A 13452-nucleotide genomic window follows, 5' to 3' on the forward strand; every position below is an offset into this window, starting at 1 on the left:
CTTACTTCTTTGACGTTTTAAAGCGATTTCTTTTTGTCATTGAATGATATTTCACGAACAAAAAACGAAATTCTTTAAAAAAGTTTCATAAAAACCTTTACAAGAACTTATAAACATGATATAGTTATAAGGCTTAGAAAATGAGATGATGTTTTCTAGCAAATATAAACCCGAGTAAAAAATGCCTACGGACAGGCAGGGTTGAATGCCGAAGCGTGGTTGAAAAGCCACATTATTGATAGGGTTAAAAGCCTACTTTTATAAGTTGATGTTAGGAAGCTTGTCCTAATTCATAAATTTTAGTGTGGTGAAAGCACACGTCATCTTGTGAAACGATCAATAAAGTACGTAATATTTGCTACTAGAGAGTTAGGAAACATCAGGAACAGACATACTCAACAGAAACCAAAATACACACGTCAGAAGATTGCAGAGCAGGTGAAAACCTGCTCTTTTTTCATAAGTCAACCTTTAGTCGCCTTTATCTTCTTGAGGTGCTAAAAATATGGTAAAGGAGTATGTCTTGAAGAAGTTAGATCAAAACCAAGCCCCAATTTATGAGGCCTTGGTCAAGCTACGCAAGAAAAGAATTGTCCCTTTTGATGTGCCAGGTCACAAGCGTGGACGGGGAAATCCTGAACTTGTCGAACTGTTAGGAGAAAAATGTGTTGGCATTGATGTCAATTCTATGAAACCTTTGGATAATCTAGGTCATCCCATTTCGATTATTCGGGATGCAGAGGAGCTGGCTGCAGATGCTTTTGGAGCAGCCCACGCCTTTCTCATGATTGGGGGAACAACCTCATCAGTTCAAACTATGATTCTTTCCACCTGTAAGGCTGGAGATAAGATTATTCTACCGAGAAATGTCCATAAATCTGCTATCAATGCGCTGATTCTATGTGGTGCCATTCCCATCTATATCGAGATGAGTGTGGATCCTAAAATCGGCATTGCTTTAGGTCTTGAAAATGAACGGGTGGCTCAGGCAATTAAGGAGCATCCAGATGCCAAGGCCATTTTGATTAACAATCCTACTTACTATGGAATTTGTTCAGACCTCAAGGGTTTAACGGAAATGGCTCACGAAGCTGGCATGATGGTTTTAGTGGATGAAGCCCATGGAGCGCATTTGCATTTTACAGATAAATTGCCACTATCTGCTATGGATGCAGGTGCTGATATGGCGGCGGTCTCTATGCATAAGTCTGGTGGAAGTTTGACTCAAAGTTCCATTCTGCTTATCGGGGAGCAGATGAATCCTGAGTACGTTCGTCAGATCATCAATCTGACCCAGTCTACATCTGCCTCTTACCTACTTATGGCTAGTTTGGATATTTCTCGACGAAACTTAGCTCTTCGTGGCAAAGAGTCTTTTGAAAAAGTCATTGAACTATCCGAGTACGCTCGTCGTGAAATCAATGCTATCGGCGGTTACTATGCCTACTCAAAAGAGTTGATAGACGATGAATCGGTCTGTGATTTTGACGTGACCAAGTTGTCTGTCTATACTCAGGGTATTGGCTTAACAGGTATCGAAGTTTATGACCTCCTGCGAGACGAATACGATATTCAGATCGAGTTTGGGGATATTGGGAATATCTTGGCTTATATTTCAATCGGTGACCGTATTCAAGACATCGAACGTTTGGTCGGTGCTTTGGCGGATATCAAGAGACTCTACTCAAGAGATGGAAAAGATTTGATTGCTGGAGAATATATCCAGTCTGAGTTGGTGCTGTCTCCACAAGAAGCCTTTTATTCAGAGAGAAAAAGTTTGACCTTGGATGAGTCTGTTGGACAGGTCTGTGGGGAATTTGTCATGTGCTATCCTCCAGGGATTCCAATCCTAGCACCAGGTGAACGCATTACACGAGAAATTGTGGATTATATCCAATTTGCCAAAGAACGTGGTTGTTCCCTCCAAGGGACGGAAGATCCAGAGGTCAATCACATTAATGTTACTGAGAGAAAGGAGAACTAGATGGATTTATGGTTTTCTGAAGTTCATACTCCAGATGTGAAATTGTCCCTGAGAACCGCCAAGCAACTCTACGCTGGTAAAAGTGAATGGCAGGATATCGAAGTTTTGGATACACCAGCTTTTGGAAAGATATTGATCTTAAATGGGCATGTCTTGTTTTCAGATGCAGATGATTTTGTTTACAATGAAATGACCGTCCACGTACCCATGGCTGTCCATCCTAATCCTAAGAAAGTATTGGTTATTGGGGGTGGCGACGGCGGTGTTGCCCAAGTATTAACCCTCTATCCTGAACTCGAGCAAATCGATATCGTTGAACCAGATGAGATGTTGGTTGAGGTTTGTCGTGAGTATTTCCCAGACTTTGCTGCTGGATTAGATGACCCTCGTGTCACCATTTACTACCAAAATGGACTGCGATTTTTGAGAAACTGTGAGGATGATTACGATATCATTATCAACGATGCGACAGATCCATTTGGACATACGGAAGGGCTCTTTACCAAGGAATTTTACGGTAACAGTTACAGAGCTCTCAAAGAAGATGGCATCATGATCTATCAGCATGGGAGTCCCTTCTTTGACGAGGATGAGTCAGCTTGCCGAAGTATGCACCGCAAGGTCAATCAAGCATTTCCAATCAGTCGGGTTTATCAGGCCCATATCCCAACCAGTCCAGCGGGCTATTGGTTGTTTGGATTTGCATCGAAAAAATACCACCCTGTCAAAGATTTTGACAAGGAAGGCTGGAAAAAACGCCAGCTTTTCACAGAATACTATACTGCAAACTTACATGTGGGAGCCTTTATGTTGCCCAAGTATGTTGAGGACATTTTAGAAGAAGAGGAAGGAAAAAAATGAGTCGTTTACTAATTATTGGATGTGGGGGCGTTGCCCAAGTTGCTATTTCAAAGATTTGCCAAGATAGCGAAACCTTTACAGAGATTATGATTGCTAGCCGTACCAAGTCAAAATGTGATGACTTGAAGGCTAAACTGGAAGGTAAAACAAGTACAAAGATTGAGACAGCTGCCCTTGACGCTGACAAGGTTGAAGAAGTGATTGCCTTAATTGATAGCTATAAACCAGAAGCTGTTTTGAACGTAGCTTTACCATATCAAGATTTAACAATTATGGATGCTTGCTTGGCAACAGGTGTCCACTATATCGATACCGCCAACTATGAGGCTGAGGACACAGAAGACCCTGAATGGCGTGCTATCTACGAAAAACGCTGCAAGGAACTTGGTTTTACAGCCTACTTTGACTACTCATGGCAATGGGCTTATCAGGAGAAATTCAAAGAAGCAGGCTTGACAGCTTTACTTGGTTCTGGTTTTGACCCAGGTGTAACCAGTGTCTTTTCAGCATACGCTCTCAAACATTACTTTGATGAAATCCACTATATCGACATTTTAGACTGTAATGGTGGTGACCACGGTTATCCATTTGCGACTAACTTCAACCCAGAAATCAATCTCCGAGAGGTTTCTGCGCCAGGTTCTTACTGGGAAGATGGAAAATGGGTCGAAGTCGAAGCCATGTCAATCAAGCGTGAGTATGATTTCCCTCAGGTTGGACAAAAAGACATGTATCTCCTTCACCATGAAGAAATTGAATCATTGGCCAAAAACATTCCTGGAGTAAAACGGATTCGTTTCTTTATGACTTTTGGTCAATCTTATCTAACGCATATGAAATGCTTGGAAAACGTTGGTCTTCTTCGTACGGATGCCATTAACTTTAACGGACAAGACATCGTGCCGATTCAATTCTTAAAAGCTTTGCTACCTGATCCTGCTAGCCTTGGTCCACGCACTGTTGGAAAAACTAATATCGGCTGTATCTTTACAGGTGTCAAAGACGGTGTTGAGAAGACTATCTATATCTACAATGTTTGCGACCATCAGGAATGTTACGCAGAAGTTGGTTCACAAGCTATTTCTTACACAACAGGAGTTCCGGCTATGATTGGGACAAAATTGGTTATGAACGGAACTTGGAAACAACCTGGAGTTTACAACCTTGAAGAATTGGATCCAGATCCATTTATGGAAGCTTTGAATGAGTATGGTTTGCCATGGGTTGTGGTAGAAAACCCACAAATGGTGGACTAATGAAGTTAGAACAAGTACCAACACCAGCCTATGTCATTGACTTAGCCAAGCTAGAAGCCAACTGCCGTATTTTAAAGCAAGTTCAGGAAGAAGCCGGTTGCAAGGTTTTACTGGCCCAGAAGGCTTATTCTCTTTATAAAACCTATCCCTTAATTAGTCAGTATCTGTCAGGTACGACGGCTAGTGGTCTCTATGAGGCTAAGCTAGCTAGAGAAGAGTTCCCGGGGGAAGTCCATGTATTTGCACCTGCTTTCAAGGATGCAGACTTGGAGGAATTGCTGGAGATAACGGACCATATCGTCTTCAACTCGGAGAGACAGTTGCGTAAACACGGTCCTCGTTGCCGAGAGGCTGGTATCAGTATCGGTTTGCGCCTCAACCCTCAGTGTTCAACTCAAGGAGATCACGCGCTCTACGATCCTTGTGCACCTGGATCTCGTTTTGGAGTTACTCTAGACAAGATACCGAGTGATTTGCTGGACTTAGTAGATGGTCTTCATTTTCATACCCTTTGCGAGCAGGGGGCGGATGATTTAGAGACAACTTTGAAAGCAGTCGAAGCGCAGTTTGGTTCTTATTTACATGAGGTCAAATGGCTCAATATGGGTGGAGGACACCACATCACAAGAGAAGACTATGATGTGGATTTGCTGATTTCTGAAATCAAGCGTATCCGAGAAACTTACAATCTTGAAGTCTATATCGAGCCGGGTGAAGCTATTGCGCTCAATGCGGGTTATCTAGCAACTGAAGTATTGGACATTGTCGAAAACGGTATGGATATTTTGGTTTTAGATGCCTCCGCGACCTGCCATATGCCAGATGTACTTGAAATGCCCTATCGTCCACCTTTGAGAAATGGCTTTGAAGCTCAGGAAAAATCCCATACCTATAGACTTTCTTCCAATACCTGTCTGACGGGTGATGTGATTGGCGATTATAGCTTTGAAAATCCAGTCCAAATCGGTGACAGACTCTATTTTGAAGATATGGCTATTTACTCTTTTGTAAAAAATAATACCTTTAACGGTATTGGCTTGCCAAGTCTCTATCTCATGGACGAGCAAGGTGACTGCAGCTTAGTCAAAGCTTTTGGCTATCAAGACTTTAAAGGGAGATTATCATGATAGAAACTCCGAAAAAAGCAGGCTATCGTATGCCAGCAGAGTACGAACCACACCATGGTACCCTCATGATCTGGCCGACTCGACCAGGTTCATGGTCCTTTCAAGGAAAGGCTGCCAAAAGAGCATTTACTCAGATTATCAAGACTATAGCAGAAGGGGAAAGAGTCTATCTTTTGGTGGAGCAAGACTATCTATCTGAAGCCCAATCCTATCTTGGAGACAAGGTCGTTTATTTAGACATTCCCACCAATGATGCCTGGGCGCGTGATACTGGACCGACTATTCTCATCAATGAAAAAAAGAGAAAAGTTGGCAGTCGATTGGTCTTTCAATGCCTGGGGTGGAGCTGTAGATGGTCTTTATCAAGATTATGAAGAGGATAACCAAGTAGCCAGTCGTTTTGCTGAGGCCTTGGAAATGCCTGTTTATGATGCCAAACCTTTTGTACTGGAAGGCGGCGCGATCCATAGCGATGGTCAAGGGACCATTCTTGTGACTGAAAGCTGCTTACTCAGTCCTGGACGCAATCCCCACCTGTCTAAAGAGCAAATTGAAAACACCTTATTAGAGTGCCTTGGCGCTGAAAAAGTTATTTGGCTACCTTATGGTATTTATCAGGACGAAACCAATGAACACGTTGACAATGTTGCAGCCTTCGTTGGTCCTGCAGAGCTTGTCTTGGCTTGGACAGATGATCAAAATGATCCCCAGTATGCTATGTCACTAGCTGACCTTGCCCTTTTAGAGAAGGAAACAGATGCAAAAGGGCGTTCCTTCATCATTCATAAGCTTCCTATCCCAGCGCTTCATCATGTTGTGACCGAAGAGGATTTGCCAGGCTACATCTATGAAGAAGGAGAAGAGGAGCGTTATGCAGGTGAACGTCTTGCAGCTTCCTATGTCAATTTCTATATTGCCAACAAGTCTGTCTTGGTTCCCCAGTTTGAGGATGTCAATGACCAAGTGGCCCTAGATATCCTCAACAAGTGTTTCCCAAACCGTAAGGTCGTAGGAATTCCAGCCAGAGATATTCTCTTAGGTGGTGGCAATATTCACTGTATCACCCAACAAATCCCAGAATAGGAGAAAAAGATGAGAAATGTTAGAGTTGCAGCGATCCAGATGCAATGTGCCAAGGATGTGGCAACAAATATCCAAACAGCAGAGCGTTTAGTACGTCAAGCTGCAGAACAAGGCGCACAAATTATTCTCTTGCCTGAATTATTTGAACGCCCTTATTTCTGTCAGGAACGCCAGTATGACTACTACCAGTATGCCCAGTCAGTGACAGAAAATACCGCCATCCAGCATTTTAAAGTGATTGCTAAGGAACTAGAAGTTGTTCTACCAATTAGTTTTTATGAAAAAGATGGCAATGTCTTGTATAACTCTATTGCCGTTATTGATGCAGATGGGGAAGTGCTGGGTGTTTATCGGAAGACCCACATACCAGATGATCATTATTATCAAGAAAAGTTTTATTTTACGCCTGGTAACACTGGCTTCAAGGTCTGGGATACTCGCTATGCTAAGATTGGGATTGGCATCTGTTGGGATCAATGGTTCCCTGAAACAGCCCGCTGTCTTGCATTGAATGGTGCTGAATTGCTCTTTTATCCAACCGCTATCGGTTCAGAGCCGATTTTGGATACGGATAGTTGTGGTCACTGGCAACGTACCATGCAAGGGCACGCAGCAGCAAATATTGTCCCAGTTATTGCAGCCAATCGTTACGGTTTGGAAGAAGTCACTCCTAGTGAGGAAAATGGTGGACAGAGTTCTAGTCTTGACTTCTATGGTTCCTCCTTTATGACGGATGAAACAGGAGCTATTCTAGAGAGAGCTGAAAGACAAGGAGAAGCTGTTCTGTTAGCAACTTATGACCTTGATAAGGGAGCAAGTGAACGCCTCAACTGGGGACTGTTTCGTGATAGAAGACCAGAAATGTACCAACGGATTACCGACTAGAAGATAAATTTCATAATAAATTTTTGATATTCACGCCTGTCTTACAAAAATGTAAGATAGGCTTTTTAAATGTAAGATGGGTGTACGATTATACGTAGAAATGTATGCTATACTCTATGTAGATCAAAAAGAAAGAGGTTTATTATGAAAAAATGGAATGCGACACAGTTGAAGTATCTGATGGCGGCAGTAATGGTTCTAGACCATATTCCGCATATTACCGGAATCGTTTCTCCTCTGTGGGAAGGTATCTTCCACGCCTTGACCCGTTGTGTGGGAGTTTGGTTTGCCTATATAGCTATGGAAGGATTTATCCATACTCGAAACCTGAGAGACTATCTCATCCGCCTTTGGAGTTGGGCGCTGATCATGTTTGCTGGAAATAGCCTTCTCAATGCCCTATTTGCATCCAAAGGAGTAATGGTCAATAATAATATTTTCTTTACTTTGGCCATCGGTGTCACCATGCTTTGGATTGGTTTTCCCAGAAAAGAGCTGGATAAAAAAGAGAAGTTGTGGCGTCGGATTGGGCTTGCTGGTCTCTTGATTTTCGGTTGTCTTTTTACTGAGGGTGGTATCACCATGCTACCATTTCTCTTGATTAGTTACTCTTGTCGAAATCGCAAGAGCTTGCGAAATCTCCTCTATGCCTTTCTGTGGGCCTTCTTGTTAGTGACTTCCATCCAAATTTACGACACTTGGCACCAAACACTGGAAATGATGCTTTTCAATTCTGACTGGCTCTTTGTCACCGTCTTTCCTTTTATGGCCTTGTATAATGGACAGCGAGGAACGGAAACCAGTTGGAGTAAATATTTCTTTTATATTTTCTACCCAGCGCATCTATGGATTATAGCCTTGATTGCTTATTTGCTTAAGTAGATTCAATTTTCATTAACTCCTTCTTGCTTAAAATGCGAGAGGAGCTTTTCTGTATCTGGAATTCCTAACAAAACATGTTATAATAGTTTTAGAAAGGATGAGGTTTATGGCGAGCATACTTGTAGTTGAAGATAATAATGACATCCAGGAAATTTTAAGAACCCTTCTTGCAGAGGAACACGAGGTGATCCAAGCCTTTTCTGGTACGGAAGGTATCATGCAATTTGACAAAGGTGGCATCGATCTCGTCTTGCTAGATATCATGCTCCCTGGGAAAAATGGTGACCAAGTCTTGCAAGCTATTCGACAAACGAGTCAGACTCCGGTCATCATGCTTACTGCTTTAGGTGATAAAAAGCTCATCAGCCAATATCTCCTAGATGGTGCCAATGATTATGTGGTAAAACCTTTTGATTTAGACGAAGTCTTTGCCAGAGTCACAGTTCAATTACGCCAAAGCGGTGAACATCAGTCAGAAAATCGAAGAGAAATTGATAACCTCGTACAAAACTTTAAAAATATCCAGTTCGATGCGGATAGTTTTGAAATAAGCAATTCTACTGAAACCATTCGCCTTGCAAAGAAAGAGTGCCAGATTCTTCAAATGTTGCTCCATCATCCTAAAAAAATCTTCACCAAGGAAGAACTCTATGAATTGATTTGGGAAGAAAGTTACCTGCCTGGAGACAATACGCTCAACACCCATCTAAGCAATCTCCGTAAAAAACTGTATCAACTGGATCCAAATCATGAGTACATTGAAACCATTTGGGGAGTTGGTGTTCGATTAAAAGGAGACAAATAATGATTTACATTTTGATATCAATATTGCTCCTCATTAACATCATTTTATCAGTGTCTTTGATTCGCTATCATCTAGCAGTTAGAGATTTAAGCAGACAAATCGAAGAGAAGATTTGCTCTGGTAGCATGAAAAGAATCGGGGTAAACTTCTTTTCAAAGACCATTTTGCGTCTACATAACCAAATTGAGAATCTATTTCAAGAAGTGGAGCAAAATCAGCTAATCATGAAGCGTGAAAAACACACCCTAGATATGGCAATCAGTAACATTGCTCACGATATTCGGACACCTTTGACAATCGCTTCAGGATATACTCAGCAACTAATAAAACACCCCGATAATAGTCAGGAAACTTTAAGCAAAATAGCCCATCATCAGGATTTGGTTTCCAAACGGTTGGAGGCTCTCCTCGAATACCGTCATTTGATGGAAGGAGTAGTCAAACCGAAACTGGAAGAACTTGATTTATCAACTTTTATAACGAAAAAGACTTTAGCTTATTACGACGTTTTTCAATCTTCACATATTGTTCTTGATTTTAACGTTGAACCAGGATTGAAGACGACGACTGATGAGGACTTGCTTGATCGAATTATACAAAACCTCCTTGGAAATGTTCTCAAGCACGGCAAGGAGGAGGCTCGACTTTCTTTGAAAAAGGAAGAAAATGGGCATGTTTTGGAAATTGATAACCTAGTCAAAAAGCCTATCAAGAATATAGACAATCTCAGTAATCGTTTTTATTCTGAAAATATGTCGGATACTGAAGAATCCTCTGGTTTAGGTCTCTATATTACCGAGGAATTAGTTCATCTTCTTGGAGCAGATATGAAGCTAGCCACTGATGGAGAATGGTTTTCAGTCTTTATTTATTTTTAACAGCAGAAACCTCCTCTATATTCTAGAGGAGGTCATTTTTTTATAGACTTTTCTTTTTGAAAACGGTAAGACTGCTAAGAGAGAAGAAAAGTATGACAGAAACGCAAACCGTGATGGTATAAAGAATAGATTGACTATTACTAGTCATAGCATAGGCAAAATCTAGGATTAAATATCGTAGAATTTCAATGTCTGGGAAAACAAGCATTGGCATAGAAAGTATGATAGAGCTAATCAGATAACCAATAAATACGGCAAGATAAGAATGAGTTAGGTAGAGAATAAAGGAAACAATCGAAAGCCAAGCGAGAAGGCAGAGAAATTGAAGGGAAATGGTTATCAATAGATTGCCAATAAATCCATCAGGCATGGTCCCAAATCCATTTAAGATAGTTGCTGGAATAAAGGCAATAACAAGGCTAACGATAAGTTGTAAGAAAGCGATACTAGCAAGTACAAAGGTTTTGGCTAGGAAAAACTCGGTACGAGAAACACCCACTGTTAAATTATTTTTATAGAGTTTGCCGATTAAATCAACTCCAAGAACGAGGCATGCCAGGACGATGCAGAGAAAAACGAGGTTTGAACCATTGCTAGACGCGTTGATAAGAGCTTGGACGCCGTCCCAACCTTTGGTCGGAAATTCTGTTTCAGGTGTAGTATTTACTGACATTAGATGTCCTGTAGCGCCAATAGTAGCACCCATTAACATAAGTACAAAGAGAATGAATTCAGTAATCCAGAATCCTTTGGAGCGGAAAAGACGGTAAAAATCTGCTTGAATGGTATGTATCATGATTTTTCTCCTATTCTACCAATTGTGTGAAGTATTCTTCTAGGTTTTGACGGGCAAAGTATATCTCATCAATAGCAACATCAGCCAAAGTTAGTTGCTTAAGAATCTGTTTGACATCTTGTTCATTACCAAAGATATGGATTTCATTTTCAGGGTTTACAACCTTAAACTGGAGCTGGATTTGTTCTTTCAATACCTGACAAGCTCTTTCTTTGTCGCTTGTCTTAAGCACAATATAATCCTCACTTAGTGTTTCAAACTCCGCTTTACTGATTTCACGGATAATCTTACCTTGATCCAGAATACCAAAGCGATTAGCTAAGAGATAGAGTTCTGACAAGATATGGCTAGAGATGAGGATAGTTATTCCTTTTTCTTGATTGAGTCGCTGGATCATGAGGCGAAATTCTTTGATCCCAATTGGGTCAAGTCCGTTAATAGGCTCATCTAAGATAAGGAAGTCTGGTTTGGATAGAAGGGCAATGGCGATACCAAGTCTTTGTTTCATTCCTAGCGAGAAATCACGGAAGACTTTTTTCCCTGTATCAGACAAACCTACATAATCCAGTGTTTCTTGAATGACTTTATCAGCATTTGGAATATGGCGAATCATACAATAATATTTCAGATTCTGGTATGCTGTTAAGTGATTATGGGCTACAGGCGATTCGATAACTGAACCTACTCGAGATAAAGCTTTGGTCCACTCATTTTGTTCTTTGCTAGAAAAGAGAGAAACTGTACCTTTGTCCGCAAACAATAATTGTGTAATGATTTTGATAAGAGTAGTTTTCCCAGCTCCATTTTTTCCAATTAGACCATAAATATCTCCCTCTTTTATGGTTAGACTAAGATCTTGAAGAATAGCTTGTTGGCCGAATTGTTTGGTCAGTCCATGAATTTCGAGTACTGTTTTCATGATTTTCTCCTTTTGATTTATTTTTCTAACTTTAGTATAAGCTATAGAAATCAAAGAAAGCTCAAGTATTTCTAAAGAGTTTCTAAAGTTTTGTGATTTTTAAAATGTCAAAAACCCAGTTAAGGATTTAACTGGGAATTTTCTCTATAAAATATACTTCTCAATGGCACGTGCGACGCCATCTTCTTCGTTGCTTGCTGTTACAGCATCGGCTAGGGATTTGACATGGTCACTGGCATTTCCCATAGCAATACCAAACCCTGCAAACTGGAGCATTTCGATATCGTTATTAGCATCTCCCATGGCCATGATTTCTGAGGAATCAATCTTCAAAATCGCTGCTAGTCGTGAAAGAGCAGTAGCCTTTGTCGTTCCAAGTGGCATGGCTTCATAAATGACAGGCTGCGAACGAACGCCGCTAAATCGTTGACAGAGTTCCTCAGCGAACCGTTGCTCAAAATCGTCTGTTTGCTCTTTTGTTCCTAAAAACATGCCTTGGAACATACGATATTTGCCACTAGTCGCTTCCTCAAGGGAAATTTCAGTCAGGTCTGAAAAAACAAGTTTGGCATCATTTTGAACGATTTGATTAGGCTTGCCACCGAGGACAAAATAATGTTCTTCATCAAAAAGAGTCAACTGGACGTCGCTTTTTTCAGCCAGGTCATAGAGGTATTCAATGTCAGCTGGACTGAGTTCTTGCCAGTCAACTAGACTCCAGTCACTGGTCTGGTGAGTTGAGCAACCGTTATTGACAATGACATACTCATTCTGGAGATCAAGAGCCAGTTTTTTGTAATAAGGAAGAACACCGAAAAGCGGGCGACCTGTACAGAGAACCAATTTGACGCCTTTTTCAATAGCTTTGTGAATAGCAGTGATGTGGGCTTGTGGGATTTCCTTGGCTTCATTAAGGAGGGTTCCGTCCATATCCAAGGCTAATAGTTTAATCATAAGACTTCCTTTTCTAGGTGTTTTGCTTTTATTATAGCATATAGACTATAAAATGTCCGACAGAATTGTAACATTTGACTTTCCTTTTCTTGAAAAAGTAAATAAAATCTTATATAATATGTATACTTAATATTTAAGGAGAAATAATGTCAAAGTATCACTTTAATTCAATTTACAAAAATGATGAAACAGAGTCTACAGGTCTTCTTTTCATTAAAGTTTACAACAAATGGGAAAGTAATTTAAAAAGAGTTTTGAAATCGGTTGGCCTCACTTTGCCTCAATTTATCGTTTTAACCTCGCTCTTGTTTTTGAACAATAGAGAGGAATATGTAACGCAAGTTGATATTTCTCGGTTCACTGGTATGGATGTCATGACGGTTTCCCAGATTGTTAGACTACTGGAGAAGAAGGACTACATTAGACGTGATCAACATCCAAAGGATAGTCGGGCAAAAATGGTCTCAGTGACGAAGTCTGGCGCGGAGAAGGTCAATCAAGCTTTACCCTTAGTAGAAGGGATTGATGAAAATTTTTTTGAAAAACTTTCTAACGATAGAGAAAGTTTTAATCGCATGTTAGCAGTGTTGGAGGATAAAAATGCCTAGATATTGGGTCGGAGTTGTTTCAAAGAACCATGTTTTAAGAGGAGTTGAGGGAAATTTTTGTCAGGTCTGTCATGGAAAGGGCGGCCCCTTAAATCGTATGAAAAAAGGTGACTACCTTTTATACTATAGTCCAAAATACGATATGAATGGTCAAGATAAGTTACAGGCTTTTGTGGCCGTAGGTAAAATTATAGATGACAAAGCCTATCAAGTAGAGCAATTTGAAGGATTCTTTCCCTTTAGACGAAATGTCGAGTATTATCTACCAGTCAAAGATTGTTCCATAGAAATAGCCAGACAACATCCTGAATGGAGAGACTATACTTCTCGACTTCGTTATGGACATTTTGAAGTTTCCAAAGACTTTTTCCTCTATATCTTTCATCATATGAAAGTGGATGATGAAGTATGATT

Annotated in this window: 13 protein-coding genes and 1 pseudogene; 11 read left to right on the forward strand and 3 right to left on the reverse strand. The window is 40.6% G+C overall.

Going from position 1 to position 13452, the window contains the following annotated elements; genetic code table 11:
- Positions 1-523 precede the first annotated feature (523 nt).
- The 9 genes and pseudogenes from SORDD25_RS00995 to SORDD25_RS01035 all read left to right on the forward strand — a co-directional run bounded on the left by SORDD25_RS00995 (position 524) and on the right by SORDD25_RS01035 (position 9761).
- A complete protein-coding gene (locus SORDD25_RS00995; protein ID WP_061852645.1) occupies positions 524-1984 on the forward strand; it encodes an aminotransferase class I/II-fold pyridoxal phosphate-dependent enzyme in 1461 nt (486 codons plus the stop codon).
- A complete protein-coding gene (gene speE / locus SORDD25_RS01000) occupies positions 1985-2845 on the forward strand; it encodes a polyamine aminopropyltransferase (RefSeq protein WP_000366713.1) in 861 nt (286 codons plus the stop codon).
- Positions 2842-4101, forward strand: a complete 1260-nt coding sequence (locus SORDD25_RS01005; RefSeq protein WP_061852285.1) for a saccharopine dehydrogenase family protein — start codon at positions 2842-2844, stop codon at positions 4099-4101. The genes speE and SORDD25_RS01005 overlap by 4 nt, the downstream gene beginning before the upstream one ends.
- Positions 4101-5228 (forward strand): carboxynorspermidine decarboxylase, encoded by a 1128-nt coding sequence (gene nspC, locus SORDD25_RS01010; RefSeq protein ID WP_061852286.1) that lies wholly within the window; start codon positions 4101-4103, stop codon positions 5226-5228. Before SORDD25_RS01005 ends, nspC begins: the two co-directional genes overlap by 1 nt.
- Positions 5225-6311: pseudogene (gene aguA, locus SORDD25_RS01015) on the forward strand (agmatine deiminase). The gene nspC and the pseudogene aguA overlap by 4 nt, the downstream one beginning before the upstream one ends.
- A 9-nt stretch (positions 6312-6320) precedes the next feature.
- Positions 6321-7196 carry an N-carbamoylputrescine amidase gene (aguB, locus tag SORDD25_RS01020; RefSeq protein WP_061852287.1) on the forward strand — a complete coding sequence of 292 codons (876 nt, stop codon included), beginning with the start codon at positions 6321-6323 and terminating at the stop codon, positions 7194-7196.
- 144 nt (positions 7197-7340) lie between these two features.
- Positions 7341-8078: a TraX family protein gene (locus tag SORDD25_RS01025; RefSeq protein WP_061852288.1), complete on the forward strand. Its 738-nt coding sequence runs from the start codon at positions 7341-7343 to the stop codon at positions 8076-8078.
- Between the two features lie 106 nt (positions 8079-8184).
- Positions 8185-8883, forward strand: coding sequence for a response regulator transcription factor (locus tag SORDD25_RS01030; RefSeq protein ID WP_061852289.1), 699 nt, complete (start codon positions 8185-8187; stop codon positions 8881-8883).
- Positions 8883-9761 (forward strand): sensor histidine kinase, encoded by an 879-nt coding sequence (locus tag SORDD25_RS01035; protein WP_061852290.1) that lies wholly within the window; start codon positions 8883-8885, stop codon positions 9759-9761. Before SORDD25_RS01030 ends, SORDD25_RS01035 begins: the two co-directional genes overlap by 1 nt.
- Before the next feature lie 40 nt (positions 9762-9801).
- On the opposite strand, the gene SORDD25_RS01040 is transcribed toward SORDD25_RS01035, so the two are convergent.
- From SORDD25_RS01040 to SORDD25_RS01050, 3 genes are all read right to left on the reverse strand, one after another.
- The gene (locus tag SORDD25_RS01040; RefSeq protein WP_061852291.1) at positions 9802-10557 is read right to left on the reverse strand and encodes an ABC transporter permease; all 756 of its coding nucleotides are present in this window, start codon (positions 10555-10557) and stop codon (positions 9802-9804) included.
- 10 nt (positions 10558-10567) lie between these two features.
- On the reverse strand, positions 10568-11476 hold the full coding sequence (locus SORDD25_RS01045; protein ID WP_061852292.1) for an ATP-binding cassette domain-containing protein: 909 nt from the start codon (positions 11474-11476) through the stop codon (positions 10568-10570).
- Positions 11477-11620: 144 nt separating this feature from the next.
- Entirely contained in the window at positions 11621-12430 is an 810-nt protein-coding gene (locus SORDD25_RS01050; protein ID WP_061852293.1) for a Cof-type HAD-IIB family hydrolase, read from the reverse strand.
- A gap of 146 nt (positions 12431-12576) precedes the next feature.
- On the opposite strand from SORDD25_RS01050, the gene SORDD25_RS01055 reads away from it, so the two are divergent.
- The gene (locus tag SORDD25_RS01055) at positions 12577-13038 is read left to right on the forward strand and encodes a MarR family winged helix-turn-helix transcriptional regulator (protein WP_061852294.1); all 462 of its coding nucleotides are present in this window, start codon (positions 12577-12579) and stop codon (positions 13036-13038) included.
- Complete coding sequence (locus tag SORDD25_RS01060; RefSeq protein ID WP_001138490.1) at positions 13031-13450, forward strand: EVE domain-containing protein; 420 nt, start codon at positions 13031-13033, stop codon at positions 13448-13450. Before SORDD25_RS01055 ends, SORDD25_RS01060 begins: the two co-directional genes overlap by 8 nt.
- Positions 13451-13452 lie beyond the last annotated feature (2 nt).

It is taken from the genome of Streptococcus oralis (assembly GCF_001579525.1).
Taxonomy (GTDB): domain Bacteria; phylum Bacillota; class Bacilli; order Lactobacillales; family Streptococcaceae; genus Streptococcus; species Streptococcus oralis_M.